Raw genomic sequence first — 15553 nt, forward strand, 5'->3', positions numbered from 1 at the left:
TTACTTTTGCAGCGTCTGGAGGTAATCGGCCATCGCGACCAGCCGCGCCGGCGTCGCCACACGCTGCCCCGACCCGTCGTCATACATCACCACCGGCCCCTCGCGCAGCGCGTCAAAGACCGGCATATGGGATTCGCTGCGGCCCATCGTATAGCCGACCAGCTGCCCCATCACGCGGGACTTGGGAAAGACGCCGCCGTTCTGGGCCGCCAGCTGCGTCAGGTCGGCCGGAGCGGGCTGCATTCCCACCGCCGCCGGGCCATTGCCGCGCCCGGCCGGCCCGTGGCAGGCGGCGCAGTAATCCGCATAATCACGCGCGGCCCCCGTGGGCGCCGCTTCGGGCGCGCAGGCCGCCACCAGTCCCGCCAGGGCCAGCCCCGACATCCCCGCCATGATCACTGCCCGCATTGCTGCCCCCTTCAGGTTTATTGTCCGCACAGTTTGCACCGCCGCCGGCGCGGGTGCAACGATCAGGCCGTTCCGGCCAGCCGCACGATCCGGTCCATCCGCGCCGCCAGCGCATGGTTATGCGTGGCAATCAGCGCCGACAGCCCAGTCTCGCGCACCAGCCCCATCAGCACGTCGAACACCCGGTCCGAGGTTTCAGGGTCCAGGTTCCCCGTAGGTTCATCCGCCAGCAGCAGGGCGGGCCCATTGGCCAGCGCCCGGCAGAAGGCCACGCGCTGCTGCTCACCGCCCGACATCTGCGCCGGGCGATGGTCCGCCCGGTGCGCCAGCCCCACGCGGCCCAGCAGGTCCGCCGCCCGCGCCTGCGCGTCCCGCGCGCCGACGCCGTTGGCCAGCTGCGGCAGGACGATGTTCTCGGCCGCGCTGAATTCCGGCAGCAGATGATGGAACTGATAGACAAAGCCCAGCTCGCGTCGGCGCGCCTCGGTCCGGGCGCGGTCCGGCAGCCCGGTCATGTCGCGCCCCGACAGGATCACCCGCCCCGCATCGGGCGTGTCCAGCAGACCCGCGATATGCAGCAGGGTCGACTTGCCCGCCCCCGACGGCGCCACCAGGGCCACGACCTCGCCGCGCGCCACGCTCAGGTCCAGCGCCGACAGCACGGTGACGGGCGCGGGCCCGTCCTTGGCATAGGTCTTGGCCACCCCTTCCAGCCGCAGCACCTCATTCATAGCGCAGGGCCTCCACCGGGTTCATCCGGGCGGCACGGCGCGCGGGAAAGATCGTGACGATGAAGGACAGCGTCAGCGACAGGCCGACGGCGCGGGCGATGTCCCAGGCCCGCAGCTCTGCCGGCAGGCGATAGATGCCGCGCACCTCGGGCTGCCAGGCCCCACCGCCGGTCAGCGCGTTCAGCGCGGCCATGATGTTCTCCACGTTCAGCGCCAGCAGCACGCCCAGCAGCACCCCGGCCAGGGTGCCGATGATGCCGGTGAAGGCCCCGCACAGAAAGAACACCCGCAGCACCGATGCTTCGGTCAGGCCCATCGTGCGCAGGATGCCGATGTCGCGGCCCTTGTTCTTGACCAGCATGATCAGCCCGCTGGTGATGTTCATCGACGCGATCAGCACCAGCACCGACAGGATGACGAACATCACGTCATCCTCCATGTCCAGCGCCGACAGGAAGGACCCGGACGCGTCGCGCCAGTTCCAGACCTGCGCCAAGTCTCCCGCCGCCTGCATCAGCGGCAGGGTCCATTCGTCCACCTGCTCGGGGCGCTCGACAAAGACCTCGATCTCGTCGGCGACGCCCTCGCGGTTGAAATAGGACTGCGCCTCCTCCAGCGGCATGTAGATGCGCGTCCGGTCGATGTCATAGCGCCCGGCGCTGAAGACATAGGTCACCTCATAGGCGCTGACCCGCGGCGTGGTGCCAAAGGCGGTCCGCGCCCCCTCGGGCGCGATCAGCCGGATGCGGTCGCCCAGGCCCACCCCCAGCTCGCGTGCGATCCCCGACCCGATGGCGATCCCCTCGCCGAACCGGTCCAGGTCACCATAGGAGGTCTCGGGGTCCACGATCCGCGGCATCGCCTCCAGGTCGGCGCGGCGGATGCCAAAGACCTCGGCCACGTTCGAGCTGTCATTGGCGCTGGCCATGACCTGCCCCTTGATCACGGCGGCGGTGCGGGTCACGCCCGGCAGTTCGGCCAGCCGCGCGGCCATCTCCTCGTAATCGGCGATCCGGCCCGGCACGACATGGACGTCGTCGGTGTACTCGTTCGTGATCTGCCGCGGCGCCATATAGACGGTCGTATGCGCATTGGCGCCCAGGATCGTGTCCACGAACTCGGCCCGGAACCCCGCGCGCACGGCCAGCGTGGCGATCAGCGCCATCACCCCCAGGGCGATGCCGATCAGGCTGATCCAGGTCATGACGCTGACCCCGCCCTCGGCGCGCCGCGCCCGAAGATAGCGCCAGGCGATCATGAATTCGTAGCGCGAAAAGCCTATGGCCATGGTCCAAGCCCCTGAATTTCCGCCCGGACCCTGACCCCGCCGCCCCCGGATTTCAAGCCGACAAAGGCGTGAGCGGCGTCTTCGTGGCGCAAATACCCATCTTGCGACGCCCGCCGCCGGGTGCCACATGAGGGGCATGGCAAAATCCGTCACCGCCTTCACCTGCACCGCCTGCGGCGCGGCCCACAAGAAATGGGCCGGGCGCTGCGACGCCTGCAACGCCTGGAACACCATTGTCGAGGAAGGGCCCCTGTCGCAGGGGCCGGGCCGCGGCCTCGGCGCCGCCAAGGGCCGCGCCGTGCCGCTCTCCGGCCTGACCACCAGCGAACCGCCCCCGCCCCGCTGCCTCTCGGGAATGGAGGAATTCGACCGCGTCCTGGGCGGCGGCCTCGTCCCCGGCTCGGCCCTGCTGGTCGGCGGCGATCCGGGCATCGGCAAATCGACGCTGCTCCTGCAGGCGGCGGCGGCGTTTTCACGCCACGACCTCCAGGCGATCTACTTTTCGGGAGAGGAAGCCAGCGCCCAGGTCCGCATGCGCGCGCAGCGCCTTGGCCTGGCGGATGCGCCCATGCGCCTCGGGGCGGAAACCAACCTGCGCGACATCCTGACGACGCTGGACGCCGAACGCCCGGACGTGGCCGTGATCGACTCGATCCAGACGCTCTGGTCGGACACGGTCGAGGCCGCACCCGGCAGCGTGGCCCAGGTCCGCGCCGCCGCGCATGAGCTGGTGACCTTTGCCAAGCGGCGCGGCGTAGCCGTGATCCTGGTGGGCCATGTCACCAAGGAAGGCCAGATCGCCGGCCCCCGCGTGGTCGAGCACATGGTCGACACCGTCCTTTACTTCGAGGGCGAGCGCGGCCACCAGTTCCGCATCCTGCGCTCGGTCAAGAACCGCTTCGGCCCCTCGGGAGAGATCGGCGTCTTCGAGATGACCGGCGCGGGCCTTTCCGAGGTCGCCAACCCTTCGGCGCTGTTCCTGTCGGAACGCGGCCAGCCGATCGCCGGCAGCGCGGTCTTTGCAGGCATCGAGGGCACACGCCCCGTCCTGACCGAGGTCCAAGCCCTGGTCGCGCCCTCGACGCTGGCCAGCCCGCGCCGCACCGTCGTCGGGCTGGACAGCGGCCGCGTCAGCACGATCCTGGCGGTGCTGGAGGCACGCTGCGGCATCCCCTTCGCGGGCCTCGACGTGTTCCTGAACGTGGCGGGCGGCATGAAGGTCGCCGAACCCGCCGCCGACCTGGCCATCGCCGGCGCGCTTCTGTCGGCGCGCGAGGACAGCCCCTTGCCTCCCGATGCCGTCCTTTTTGGCGAGATCAGCCTTTCGGGGGCGCTGCGCCCCGTCGCACAGGCCGAAAACCGGTTGAAAGAGGCGCAGAAACTTGGTTTTTCACAAGCGATTTTACCCGACGCCTCCAAGGTTGAGGGACCAGACAAGAACGGGTCCGGAATGGCGCTCAGGCGCATCACCGACCTGACGGCATTTGTGGGCGAGGTCTTCGGCGCCGGCTGAACCGCCTGATCGACAAAGAAAACCGGCGCAAGGGACAGGAACATGGACGGCTTTACGATCATCGACGCCGTGGTGGCGGGTGTCATCATCCTCTCGGCGATCCTCGCCTGGTCGCGCGGCTTCGTGCGCGAATCGCTGGCCATCCTGGGCTGGATCGGCGCGGCAATCCTGGCCTTCCTCTTCGCGCCGACGGTGCGGCCGATGGTGGCGCAGCTGCCGGTGCTGGACCGCTTCATGGGCGACAGCTGCGAACTGGCCACCATCGCGGCCTTTGCCGCGGTCTTTGCGCTGGCGCTGGTGGTCTTCTCGATCATCACGCCGCTGTTTTCCAGCGTGGTCCAGCGTTCGGCACTGGGCGGGGTGGACCAGGGGATCGGCTTTCTCTTTGGCGTGGCCCGCGGCATCCTCTTGGTCGCGATCGCCTTCATCGTCTATGACCGCGTCATGACCAGCCAGACCGTGGCCATGGTCGAGGACTCGCGTTCTGCTCAGGTGTTCGAACGGATGCGCGGCCAGATGGACGAACAGATCCCCCAGGACGCGCCGGGCTGGATCGTGGGCCGCTATGAACAGATGGTCCGCGCCTGCACCGCCGATGCCACCACCCTCAGCCCCACCGCGACGCCCCCGGCCGCCAACTGACGGCCGATGCCGGACCGCCGGCAGCAACACGACAGTCCGATGACGAAAAAGCGCCCCCGCCCATCCGCGGGGGCGTGACTTTACGGGACGGCAGGACTACATAGCCCCCGACAGCCCCCAGCCATCACAGGACGTGCCGATGCAACCCTTCCTGGCCCATCCGTTCGATTCGGACCGACTGCACGAAGAGTGCGGGATCTTCGGTGCCATCGGCGTGGCCGATGCTTCGAACTTCGTCGCACTGGGGCTCCATGCCCTGCAGCACCGCGGCCAGGAGGCCGGCGGCATCGTGGCCCATGACCCCGAACACGGGTTCAACAGCGCCCATCGCTTCGGCTATGTGCGCGACAACTTCACCAAGCCCGAACTGATGGCAACCCTGCCCGGTTCGCTGGCCATCGGCCATGTGCGCTATTCGACCGCCGGGACCAAGGCCAACACCGCCATCCGCGACGTCCAGCCCTTCTTCGGAGAGTTTCACATGGGCGGCTGCGCGATCGCCCATAACGGCAACATCACCAACGCCAATGCGCTGCGCCGCGAACTGATCGAGCGCGGCTCGATCTTTCAGTCCTCCTCGGACAGCGAATGCATCATCCACCTGATGGCCCGGTCCATCCAGCGCAACATCCCCGAGCGGATGAAGGACGCGCTGCGCCGGATCGAAGGCGCCTTCAGCGTCATCGCCATGACCCGGACCAAGCTGATCGGCGTGCGCGACCCCTTGGGCGTGCGGCCGCTGGTCCTAGGCCGGGTGGGCGAGGACGGCTATGTCCTGGCCTCGGAAACCTGCGCGCTGGACATCATCGGTGCCGAGTTCCTGCGCGAGATCGAGCCCGGCGAGATGGTCGTGATCTCCAAGGGCGAGGTCGTCTCCTCGCGCCCCTTCGGCCCCTCCACGGGGCGGTTCTGCATCTTCGAGCATGTCTATTTCTCGCGCCCCGATTCCATCATCGGCGGCCGGTCCGTCTATGAGACCCGCCGCCAGATCGGCGTGGAACTGGCCCGCGAGGCGCCAGTCGAGGCCGACCTGGTCTGCCCCGTGCCCGACAGCGGCACCCCGGCGGCCATCGGCTTTGCACAGGAATCGGGCATTCCTTATGGCATGGGGATCATCCGCAACCAGTACATGGGCCGGACCTTCATCGAACCGTCCGAGCAGATCCGCAACATGGGCGTCCGGCTGAAGCTGAACGTGAACCGCGCCCTGATCGCCGGCAAGCGCGTGGTGCTGGTCGATGACAGCGTGGTGCGCGGCACCACCAGCCGCAAGATCAAGGACATGATCCTGGACGCGGGCGCGGCCGAGGTGCATTTCCGCATCGCCTCGCCCCCGACCTCCTGGCCCTGCTTCTATGGCGTGGACACGCCCGACCGCGACAAGCTGCTGGCCGCGAACATGTCCACCGACGAGATGCGCGACTGGATCGGCGTGGACAGCCTGTCCTTCGTGTCGCTGGACGGGCTTTATCGGGCCGTGGGCGAGGCGGAGGGGCGCAACAGCAAGTGTCCGCAATATTGCGACGCCTGCTTCTCGGGCGACTATCCGGTGGCCCCCTTCGACCAGCTGGAGCGCGGCTTCCGAATGAAGTCGGGCTCCGAGACGGCGGTCAAGCAGGCGGCCGAATAGGATTGCGTCCCGCGACTTCCGGGGGCTTGCCGCCCCCGGACCCCTGCGGGGTGTTTCCGTCAGTCAGCTTCGGGAAAAGCGCACGCGCCTAGCCGCTGATCCGGTTCGCATGCCCCATCTTGCGACCGGGACGCGCCTCGCCCTTGCCGTAAAGATGCACCTGCGTGCGCGGCGCGCGCAGCAGGTCCGGCACGCGGTCCATGTCCTCGCCGATCAGGTTCTCCATCACCACATCGGCATGGCGCTTGCCGTCGCCCAGGGGCAGGCCCGCCACAGCGCGGATGTGCTGCTCGAACTGGTCGACGGCGCAGCCCGCCTGCGTCCAGTGGCCGGAATTGTGCACGCGGGGCGCGATCTCGTTCACGATCAGGCCCTGCGGCGTCACGAACAGCTCGACCCCCAGAACGCCCACGTAATCCAGCGCATTGGCGATGCGGGCGGCGATCAGGACCGCGTCGGTCGTGACCCGCGCCGGCTGGCCGCAGGGCACGGTCGTGGTGCGCAGGATGCCGCCCTCGTGGACATTCAGGCCGGGGTCGAAGGCCGCCACCTGCCCGTCGGCGCCGCGCGCGATGATGACGCTGATCTCGGCCGTGAAGGCGACGAAACCCTCCAGCACCGAAGGCGCGCCGGTCCATTCGGCCCCGCCCGTCTCACCGATGCGGACCTGGCCCTTTCCGTCATAGCCCATCCGCCGGGTCTTGAGGATCGAGGGCCGGCCGATCTGCGCAATCGCCCCCTCCAGCGCCGCCTGGTCCGGCACATCGGCAAAGGGCGCGGTCGTCAGGCCGATCTCGTTCAGGAAGGCTTTCTCGGTCAGCCGGTCCTGCGACACCGCCAGCGCGCGGCGGTTCGGGCGGATCGGACGGATCGATTCCAGCAGGTCCAGCGCGCTGGTCGGCACGTTCTCGAATTCATAGGTGATGACATCGACCGATTGCGCAAAGTCGCGCAGCGCGGCCTCGTCCTCATAGGGGGCGCTTGTCACACGCCAGGCCACGTCGCCCGCGGGCGCCGCGCCCGGCTCGAAGATGTGGCAGCGCAGCCCGAGGCGGCTGGCCGCAACCGACAGCATGCGGCCCAGCTGGCCGCCGCCCAGGATGCCGATGGTCCGGATCTCACTCATCGCGCGGCTCCTCGGGGATCGAGGCCGACAGCGCCTCGCGCCAGGCATCCAGACGGGCGGCCAGATCGGCATCCGACAGCGCCAGGATTCCTGCCGCCATCAGCCCGGCATTGGCGGCCCCCGCAGCCCCGATGGCCATGGTCGCCACCGGATAGCCCTTGGGCATCTGCAGGATCGAATAGAGCGAATCCACCCCCGACAGCGCCTTGGTCTGGACCGGCACGCCGATCACCGGCACCCGCGTCTTCGAGGCCATCATGCCGGGCAGATGCGCGGCGCCGCCCGCGCCCGCGATGATGACGCGCAGGCCCCGCTCGACGGCGGTCTTGCCATAGGTCCACAGCCGGTCCGGGGTGCGGTGGGCGCTGACGATCCGCGCCTCATAGCCGATCCCCAGCTCGTCCAGGATCGAGGCCGCCTCGCGCATGGTTGGCCAGTCCGACTGGCTGCCCATGATGATTCCCACCGCTCTGTCCATCGCATGTCCCCGTCAGCGTCCGTTGGGCCCCCGCATAGCGCGGGCGCGCGCGGCTCGCAATCAGGCGATGATGTCGGGGGTCAGCTCGTCTTCCAGCCGGGCGATGCGGTCCTTCAACACCAGCTTCTGCTTCTTCAGGCGCTGCAGCGCCAGGGACGAGGTCAGCTGCTGGTCCTGCAGGGCGGCGATCGCCTCGTCCAGGTCGCGATGCTCGCAGCGCAGGGCCTCCAGCCGGGCGCGGCTGATCTCGTCATGGGTCATCGAGTGCTGCATGTTCATCGGGCGGACTCTGCTGAAGCGCGTGGCCTTGTGTCACAAGATATAGCCGCAACCCGCTGGCTTGTTAACAGGATCCTTTCGGAACCGTGCGGATTTCGGGCCTTCCCCTGCGGCAACCCATTGCCAAACAAACCGGAACGCGGCACCTTGATCTACAGGATCTTGTCGGTTTCGCGTTCGCCCTGCCCGGAGCTCCGTCATGCAGACAGCCGCTCTTCCCCTCGGCATCATCTTCCTGATCTTCGCGGCCCCAGCCTCGGCCCAGCCAGCAGACCCGCCCTGCCCCCAGTCCTGTTCCCTGCTTGCGACCTCTCATGGCGAACCGCAGGACTGCGCCACCTCCGCCTGCCAAGCCGACCTTCTGTCGCGCCAGCCGATCGGCGGCTGGACGGTCACGGAAACGCCCGGCGCCGATGCCCATGCGGCCACCGTGCAGGTCCATGGCCGGACGCTCAGCTATCGCTGCCGCGATGGCCAGCCGGGGGTGGTCGAGCTTACGGGGGTGGACCACTCGGTCGTGCTGGGCGTCGACGGCTGGCGGCTGGACGTGCCCTTCACCGCCGATGGTCCTGTCCTGTCGGCCCCTGCCATGTCCGGATCGACCCTGCTGGAGGCCCTGCTGGAGGGGCACCATGCCCAGGTCACCTCGGGGCAGATCACGACCAGCTTTCCCCTGGCCGGATCGGGCAACGCGATCCGCCGCGCCATGGTCGCCTGCGGCATGGTGCCCCCCTCCTAAACCGTGGATCTTGCAGGGGGCCTGCGACGTTACCATATTGAGGAAACCGGAAAGGCCGCCGACACGGGGCCGCAGCCGGACAGTCGCTTCAACGCAAAGGGCTGAGATGACGAAGATTTCCTTGGGGGCTCACCCCTATCTGCTGGGCTTCGACCAGCTGGAACGCCTGGCGGAACGTGCCGCCAAAGGGGCCGAAGGCTATCCGCCCTACAACATCGAACACATGGCACCCGACGGGTTCCGCATCACCCTGGCCGTCGCGGGCTTTTCCGAAGCCGCCCTGGCCATCACCACCGAGGACCGGCAGCTTGTCATCCGCGGCCGCATGCCCGAGGCCGATGAGAACCGCGTCTTCCTGCATCGCGGCATCGCCGCCCGCGCCTTCCAGCGCAGCTTCGTGCTGGCCGACGGGGTCGAGGTCGTCTCGGCCGCCATGGAAAACGGGCTTCTGCATGTCGACCTGCGCCGGGTCCAACCCCAGCAGGTCGTCAAGACCATACCGATCAGCCGCAAGTAAGGGGATCACCATGAACAGCAAATTCAACTTCGGTGACACCGAAAACACCCAGACGGTCTACATCCGCACCGTCGCGACCGAGACGCTGCCCGACGACATCCGCGACCAGTTGCCGGGCGTCGAGACGATGTATGCCGTGCACGACACCGACGGCGAACGCCTGGCCCTGGTTCAGGACCGCAACATGGCCTTCATGCTGGCGCGCCAGAACGAATTGTCGCCCGTCAGCGTGCACTAGGCCTCTGGCGCATAGCGCATGAAGGCGAAGGCCTGCCCATCCGGGGACCAGCAGGGCACGTTCAGCGTGCCCTGCCCTCCGAACAGGTCAAGCAGCTTGTGCCGCCCGCTTCCGTCGGGCCGCATGATCCACAGCGACACGTCACGGTCGCGCGGATGCCCCTCGGTCCCCGGCGCATAGGCCAGGTAGACCACATGCCCGCCGCAGGGCGAGGGATGGGGAAACCAGTTCACATTCTCATCGTGAAAGACCGGCGCGGCCTCGGCGCCATCCAGCCGCATCCGCCAGATCTGCGCATGGCCCGTCGCATCCGAGTTGAACCAGATATGCTGCCCGCAGGCCGAGAAATCGGGTCCGTCATGATGGGCCGCCCCCGGCGTCAGGACGATTTCATTCCCCCCATCCAGGTCGCTGCGGGCAATGCGCACGATCCGGTCACCGCCGCGCACGCAGGCATAGCACAGGTGCCGCGCGTTGGCGCCGTGCCACCAACTGGGACGCGGCTGTGGCAGGGCACGCAGGCCCTGCGCGTCATGCACATGCATACGCGCCCCGCTGCCGTCATGGGCCGAAAAGATGATCCCGCCATCGGGCAGAAAGCCGTGGTCGTTGTTGCACCGCTCGGCGCTGCCCGTCTTGATTGGTGTCAGACCGCTCGCGTCGGCGCGCCACAAGTGCCCGTCGCCGTTGACCAAGAACCAGCCCTCGGGATGCCAGTTCGGCGCCTCGATCAGCTGCGGCGTGCGCAGGGCCACCCGCACTGTCCCTGTCGCCAGGTCGAACACTTCCAGCGATGATCGCCAGCCGGTCGCCTGATTGTCGCTCATCGCCTGCCCTCGACATGGCCGGGCCAGGCCCGGATAGTGGAACGCGAAAAGGCCCCGGCACGGTGCCGGGGCCTAAACAAGGTCGGTGGGGGATCAGCTGAGGCCGATCAGCCCCATGCCTTCCAGCTTCAGCAGCACCTGGTGGGCGGCGGCATCCACGTCGATGTCGGTCGTATCCACGCGCAGCTCGGGCTTGGCCGGCTCCTCATAGGGGTCCGAGATCCCGGTGAATTCCTTGATCTTGCCTTCGCGGGCCAGCTTGTACAGCCCCTTCCGGTCGCGCTTTTCGCATTCGTCCAAGGGCGTTGCGACGTGAACCTCGACAAATGCCCCACCTGCCTCGACCATCTCGCGCACGGCGCGGCGGGTCGCGGTATAAGGCGCGATCGGCGCACAGATCGCGATGCCACCGTTCTTGGTGATCTCGGAGGCGACATAGCCGATGCGCTTGATGTTGATGTCGCGGTGCTCCTTGGAAAAGCCCAGCTCCGACGACAGGTGCTTGCGGACCACGTCGCCGTCCAGCAGCGACACGGGACGCCCGCCCATCTCCATCAGCTTGACCATCAGCGCATTGGCGACGGTCGACTTGCCCGAACCCGACAGGCCGGTGAAGAAGACCGTGAAGCCCTGCTGGGCGCGCGGCGGCGAGGTGCGGCGCAGCTGCTGGACGACCTCGGGAAAGCTGAACCATTCGGGAATGTCCAGACCTTCGCGCAGGCGGCGGCGCAGTTCGGTGCCGCTGATGTCCAGGACCGTCGCGCCCTCGGGCACCTCGTTGGCGGGATAATAGCTGGCCTTTTCCTGCACATAGACCATGTGCTTGAAGTCGACCATCTCGACGCCGATCTCGTCCTGGAACTGCTTGAACAACTCCTGCGCGTCATAGGGACCATAGAAGTCCTGGCCCGCGCTGTTCTTGCCGGGGCCGGCATGGTCGCGGCCGACGATGAAATGCGTGACGCCGTGGTTCTTGCGGATCAGCCCGTGCCAGACCGCCTCGCGCGGGCCCGCCATGCGCATCGCCAGGTTCAGCAGCGACAGGTTCGTGGTCGCCGCCGGATACTTGTCCAGCACCGCCTCATAGCAGCGGACGCGGGTGAAATGGTCCACGTCGCCCGGCTTGGTCATGCCCACGACCGGATGGATCAGCAGGTTGGCCTGGGCCTCGCGCGCGGCGCGGAAGGTCAGCTCCTGGTGGGCGCGGTGCAGCGGGTTGCGCGTCTGGAAGGCCACGACGCGGCTCCAGCCCAGCTTCTTGAAAAAGGCGCGCAGCTCGTTCGGCGTGTTGCGGCGGGCGCGGAAATCGTAATGCGTCGGCGCCTGCAGGCCCTTGATCGGGCCGCCCAGATAGACGGGGCCCGCCACGTTGTGCAGATAGTTGACGGCCGGATGCGCCAGGTCGTCGGCGCCAAAGACCTTCTCGGCCTCACGGGCCTTGTTCGGGACCCATTTGTCGGTGACCGACATGATCGCCAGGATCACGCCCTCCTGGTCGCGCAGCGCGATGTCGGTGCCCGGCTCCAGCCCCTCGGCAAACTTCTCGTTCACGTCCAGAGTGATGGGCATCGGCCACAGGGCGCCCGATTCCAGGCGCATGTTCTCGACCACGCCCTCGTAATCGGCCTGGGTCAGAAAGCCCTTCAGCGGGTTGAAGCCGCCGTTCATCAGCAGCTCCAGATCGCAGATCTGGCGTGCGGTCAGGTCCCAGCTGGGCATCTGGCCCGCTTCGTCCTTCAGCGCGGCGGCCGCCTCGGACGAGACGTAAAGCTCGGGAATCGGGGTCTGGTTCGGAAGGGTCATGTCGAGCGCTCGAGTGGTTGAACAATCAGAATGAGAACACGGCCAGGTTGGCTCGCGTCGCTTGGCCGCAGTCCTAGCGGCCTTCAAAGCGATATTCAAGTCTGGGAAAACGCTTTTGTGGAACTGTTGCAAAGGCCAGCCTCGGCCTGCCCAAAGGGAACCTTGCAGCCCCGCTTCCGTTGGTTTTTCCAGCAAATCAAGACAAGGATCACCGCCATGAGCCATGACGCCGCAACCCCCGAAGAACAGCGTGCCCTCAGCAAGGACGAACAGGACCTGGCCGACCGCGCCCGTCAACCGGCCCTTGGTGCCCTCAGCGACAAGGAACTCTCGGACCTGATTCCCCTGCTGCGCGACCGCCGCAACCGCGCGCGCGACATCAGCGACCGCCAGGGCCGCGAAGCACGCGGCAAGGCCGATCCGGCCGGCATCAACCCCGCCGGCGGCAACGAAGGCACGCGCAGCAAGGCGGATTACCTCAACGCCGCTCTGGATCGCGCCATGGCCGAACGCGACCGCCGCCAGTCGGGCAGTGACGACATTTCCAGCCAGTCGGACCTGTCCCGCAAGGCGATGGAGATGAAGGAAAGTGCCCAGGACCAGAACCCGATGATGGAGGACGGCGCGCCACTCCATCCGACCGACCCCGACGCCGATCCCGGTAAAAAGGGCATGGCCGCGACCGAACGCAACACCGCGCCCTCGGGCGCGCTGGATCATGCGGGCGAGGGTCCGGCCCGTGAACGGTCGCGCACCCGCCGCTGACGGCACATGCTGAACATGAAAGGCCCGGACCGCATCGGCGATCCGGGCCTTTTTTCACATTAGTGGTTCAGGCGATGCTGGCCACCAGTTGCTCGGGCACGGTCTCGACCCCGTCCTGCGCCGCCAGGAAATGCTCGGCATCCAGCGCCGCCATGCAGCCCATGCCCGCACTGGTGATGGCCTGGCGATAGACGTGATCGGTCAGGTCGCCCGCCGCAAACACCCCGGGGATCGAAGTGCGGGTGCTGCCGGGCTCGACCTTCACATAGCCGCCGTTGTGCAGTTCCAGCTGGTCCTTGACCAATTCGTTGGCCGGCGCATGGCCGATCGCCACAAAGATGCCGTCGGCCGGAACCTGCCGCGTGGTCCCGTCCAGCAGGTTGCGCAGGACCGCGCCCGTCACGCCCATCGGCGTCTCGGCCCCAGAGACCTCGGACAGTTCGTGGTTCCAGATCACCTCCACCTTGGGATGGTTCAGCAGCCGGTTCTGCAGGATCTTTTCCGCCCGCAGACTGTCGCGCCGATGAACCAGGGTCACCTTGCTGGCGAACTTGGTCAGGAACAGCGCCTCCTCGACCGCGGTATTGCCGCCGCCGATCACGATGACCTCGCGGTTGCGGTAGAAGAACCCGTCGCAGGTCGCGCAGGCGCTGACGCCAAAGCCCTTGAACTTCTCCTCCGAGGGCAGGCCCAGCCAGCGCGCCTGCGCGCCCGTCGCCAGGATCACGGCATCCGCCCGGACCACCCGCCCGCTGTCGCATTCGGCCGTGAAGGGCCGCGACGACAGGTCCAGCCGCGTGACCATGTCGGTCACGACCTCGGCCCCCATCGCCAGGGCATGAGCCTCCATCTTCACCATCAACTCGGGGCCCTGGATCTCGGTCTCGCCGGGCCAGTTCTCGACCTCGGTGGTGATGGTCAGCTGCCCGCCGGGCTGCATCCCCTGGATCAGCATCGGCTCCAGCATCGCGCGCGAGGCATAGACGGCGGCGGTATAGCCCGCAGGCCCCGATCCAATGATCAAAAGTTTAACATGGCTGCGTTCGGTCATCTTGCGCCCCTTTGCCGGTTTGTGCATGAGGTAATCGCTCGCGCGGCCGACTGCAACGCATCACGCCCCGCAGCCGCGCATGCGGATTTCCAGAAAGAATGTTGCGCAAAGCCAGAGCACATTGTAGTTTCCGGCAACGCCACGACCGAACAGAAGAAAGATCAACATGGCCGGCGCCAAGCTCGACGACATCGACCGCAAGATCCTGGCCGAACTGCAGGCCGATGGCCGCATGACCAATGTCGAACTGGCCCGCCGCGTCGGCATCTCGGCGCCTCCCTGCCTGCGCCGCGTCCGCACGCTGGAGGAGCTGGGCTATATCCGCGGCTACCATGCCATCCTGGATGCCCGCGAACTGGGATTCGAGGTTCAGGTCTTCGCCATGGTGCGGCTGGCCTCGCAATCCGAACGCGACCTTTCCGCCTTCGAGGCGCTGGTCCAAGGATGGCCGCTGGTCCGCGAATGCCACATGCTGAACGGCGAGATCGACTTCATCCTGAAATGCGTCTCTCCGGACCTCTCGACCTTCCAGCGCTTCCTGACCAACAGCCTGACCGCCGCGCCGAACGTGGCCTCGGTCAAGACCTCGCTGGTGATCCGCGGCGCCAAGGACGAACCCGCCGTTCCCTTCGAGATCGTCGAGGAGCGCGTCCGCGAAGCCGGCTGACGCGCAAACCGGTAAAAGCAACGCCCGCAAGCTGTGCACGATCGGTGCACGCATGGTGTCACCCGCGAGCATGCCCTGTGCGGGCCTATAATGCGATGGCGCTGATCAGTCGCCCGTAATCCGGTTGCCCCTCATGCGTCGACCGGCGATAGCTGAAGAACCGCTGCGGGTCCGAATAGGTGCAATGCCCGGACCACTCGGCCTCCACCCCGGCCGCGCGCAGCCGCATCAGGCCGAAACCCGGCAGGTCGAACATCGGCCGACCGGCGGGTCCGCCGCTGAAGAACCTCTGATACTCATCGTCTTCGGCCAGAAACTCATCCATGAAATCCTCGCCGACCTCATAGGCGCGCTGACTGATCGTGGGACCGATCACCGCCCGGATATCGGTCGCCCCCAGCTGCCGCATGGCGGCCACGGTCGCCTCGATCACGCCGCCAAGCGCCCCGCGCCACCCGGCATGGCAGGCCCCCACCACGCCCGCCCCGGCATCGGCCAGCAGCACCGGCTGGCAATCGGCCGTCAGCACGGCCACCGCCACGTCCCGCCGCGCCGTCACCAGCCCATCGGCTTGGATTTCCCTGACCTTTTCGACATCATCCCCGTCGCCAAGTGTCACCACATCGGCCGAATGGACCTGTTTCACCGTCGCCAGATGCTGCGCCGCAACACCCATGGCGCTTGCCACTCGGGCCCGGTTCACCTGCACCATGTCGCTCTGGTCGCTGGACCGCCGTCCACAATTCAGCCCCGCAAACAGGCCCGAGGACGCCCCGCCCTTTCTGGTGAAAAATCCGTGCTTTACGTCGGACAGCAGCGGGTGGGTCAGGATTTCGAGCGTCGTCTGCATG

Annotated in this window: 18 protein-coding genes; 8 read left to right on the forward strand and 10 right to left on the reverse strand. The window is 67.4% G+C overall.

Features of this window, described 5'->3' with window-relative positions; translation table 11 throughout:
• From ACNR9W_RS08820 to ACNR9W_RS08830, 3 genes are all read right to left on the reverse strand, one after another.
• Positions 1–408: a c-type cytochrome gene (locus ACNR9W_RS08820; protein ID WP_419267733.1), complete on the reverse strand. Its 408-nt coding sequence runs from the start codon at positions 406–408 to the stop codon at positions 1–3.
• Between the two features lie 62 nt (positions 409–470).
• Positions 471–1139, reverse strand: coding sequence for an ABC transporter ATP-binding protein (locus ACNR9W_RS08825; protein WP_419267732.1), 669 nt, complete (start codon positions 1137–1139; stop codon positions 471–473).
• Positions 1132–2427, reverse strand: a complete 1296-nt coding sequence (locus ACNR9W_RS08830; RefSeq protein ID WP_419267731.1) for a lipoprotein-releasing ABC transporter permease subunit — start codon at positions 2425–2427, stop codon at positions 1132–1134. Before ACNR9W_RS08830 ends, ACNR9W_RS08825 begins: the two co-directional genes overlap by 8 nt.
• A 136-nt stretch (positions 2428–2563) precedes the next feature.
• On the opposite strand from ACNR9W_RS08830, the gene radA reads away from it, so the two are divergent.
• The 3 genes from radA to purF all read left to right on the forward strand — a co-directional run bounded on the left by radA (position 2564) and on the right by purF (position 6212).
• Positions 2564–3940: a DNA repair protein RadA gene (radA, locus tag ACNR9W_RS08835; protein WP_419267730.1), complete on the forward strand. Its 1377-nt coding sequence runs from the start codon at positions 2564–2566 to the stop codon at positions 3938–3940.
• Between the two features lie 42 nt (positions 3941–3982).
• On the forward strand, positions 3983–4582 hold the full coding sequence (locus ACNR9W_RS08840; protein WP_419267729.1) for a CvpA family protein: 600 nt from the start codon (positions 3983–3985) through the stop codon (positions 4580–4582).
• 139 nt (positions 4583–4721) lie between these two features.
• Positions 4722–6212, forward strand: coding sequence for an amidophosphoribosyltransferase (purF, locus tag ACNR9W_RS08845; RefSeq protein ID WP_419267728.1), 1491 nt, complete (start codon positions 4722–4724; stop codon positions 6210–6212).
• Positions 6213–6300: 88 nt separating this feature from the next.
• On the opposite strand, the gene ACNR9W_RS08850 is transcribed toward purF, so the two are convergent.
• The 3 genes from ACNR9W_RS08850 to ACNR9W_RS08860 are packed head-to-tail and all read right to left on the reverse strand — an operon-like array spanning position 6301 to position 8095.
• Positions 6301–7338, reverse strand: a complete 1038-nt coding sequence (locus ACNR9W_RS08850) for a 5-(carboxyamino)imidazole ribonucleotide synthase (RefSeq protein ID WP_419267727.1) — start codon at positions 7336–7338, stop codon at positions 6301–6303.
• A complete protein-coding gene (gene purE, locus ACNR9W_RS08855; protein WP_419267726.1) occupies positions 7331–7816 on the reverse strand; it encodes a 5-(carboxyamino)imidazole ribonucleotide mutase in 486 nt (161 codons plus the stop codon). Before purE ends, ACNR9W_RS08850 begins: the two co-directional genes overlap by 8 nt.
• Positions 7817–7876: 60 nt before the next feature.
• Positions 7877–8095: a YdcH family protein gene (locus ACNR9W_RS08860; RefSeq protein ID WP_419267725.1), complete on the reverse strand. Its 219-nt coding sequence runs from the start codon at positions 8093–8095 to the stop codon at positions 7877–7879.
• 199 nt (positions 8096–8294) lie between these two features.
• Between ACNR9W_RS08860 and ACNR9W_RS08865 the strand changes: the two genes are divergently transcribed.
• The 3 genes from ACNR9W_RS08865 to ACNR9W_RS08875 all read left to right on the forward strand — a co-directional run bounded on the left by ACNR9W_RS08865 (position 8295) and on the right by ACNR9W_RS08875 (position 9589).
• The gene (locus tag ACNR9W_RS08865; RefSeq protein WP_419267724.1) at positions 8295–8834 is read left to right on the forward strand and encodes a hypothetical protein; all 540 of its coding nucleotides are present in this window, start codon (positions 8295–8297) and stop codon (positions 8832–8834) included.
• A 106-nt stretch (positions 8835–8940) separates the two neighbouring features.
• Complete coding sequence (locus tag ACNR9W_RS08870) at positions 8941–9351, forward strand: Hsp20 family protein (protein WP_419267723.1); 411 nt, start codon at positions 8941–8943, stop codon at positions 9349–9351.
• Between the two features lie 10 nt (positions 9352–9361).
• Complete coding sequence (locus tag ACNR9W_RS08875) at positions 9362–9589, forward strand: DUF1150 family protein (protein ID WP_419267722.1); 228 nt, start codon at positions 9362–9364, stop codon at positions 9587–9589.
• Here ACNR9W_RS08875 and ACNR9W_RS08880 read toward each other — a convergent pair.
• Together ACNR9W_RS08880 and ACNR9W_RS08885 are read right to left on the reverse strand one after the other, a co-directional pair.
• Positions 9586–10416, reverse strand: a complete 831-nt coding sequence (locus ACNR9W_RS08880) for a TolB family protein (protein ID WP_419267721.1) — start codon at positions 10414–10416, stop codon at positions 9586–9588. The genes ACNR9W_RS08875 and ACNR9W_RS08880 overlap by 4 nt on opposite strands.
• Before the next feature lie 93 nt (positions 10417–10509).
• Positions 10510–12219 (reverse strand): bifunctional sulfate adenylyltransferase/adenylylsulfate kinase, encoded by a 1710-nt coding sequence (locus ACNR9W_RS08885; RefSeq protein ID WP_419267720.1) that lies wholly within the window; start codon positions 12217–12219, stop codon positions 10510–10512.
• Positions 12220–12435: 216 nt separating this feature from the next.
• On the opposite strand from ACNR9W_RS08885, the gene ACNR9W_RS08890 reads away from it, so the two are divergent.
• Complete coding sequence (locus ACNR9W_RS08890) at positions 12436–12984, forward strand: hypothetical protein (protein ID WP_419267719.1); 549 nt, start codon at positions 12436–12438, stop codon at positions 12982–12984.
• A 67-nt stretch (positions 12985–13051) separates the two neighbouring features.
• Here ACNR9W_RS08890 and trxB read toward each other — a convergent pair whose 3' ends face one another.
• On the reverse strand, positions 13052–14035 hold the full coding sequence (gene trxB / locus ACNR9W_RS08895; protein ID WP_419267718.1) for a thioredoxin-disulfide reductase: 984 nt from the start codon (positions 14033–14035) through the stop codon (positions 13052–13054).
• 166 nt (positions 14036–14201) lie between these two features.
• Between trxB and ACNR9W_RS08900 the strand changes: the two genes are divergently transcribed.
• Positions 14202–14702 carry an Lrp/AsnC family transcriptional regulator gene (locus ACNR9W_RS08900; protein WP_419267717.1) on the forward strand — a complete coding sequence of 167 codons (501 nt, stop codon included), beginning with the start codon at positions 14202–14204 and terminating at the stop codon, positions 14700–14702.
• Positions 14703–14787: 85 nt separating this feature from the next.
• Here ACNR9W_RS08900 and pgeF read toward each other — a convergent pair whose 3' ends face one another.
• On the reverse strand, positions 14788–15552 hold the full coding sequence (gene pgeF / locus ACNR9W_RS08905; RefSeq protein WP_419267716.1) for a peptidoglycan editing factor PgeF: 765 nt from the start codon (positions 15550–15552) through the stop codon (positions 14788–14790).
• Position 15553: the final 1 nt, after the last annotated feature.

The sequence above is a fragment of the Paracoccus sp. T5 genome (assembly GCF_048538155.2).
Taxonomy (GTDB): Bacteria; Pseudomonadota; Alphaproteobacteria; order Rhodobacterales; family Rhodobacteraceae; genus Paracoccus.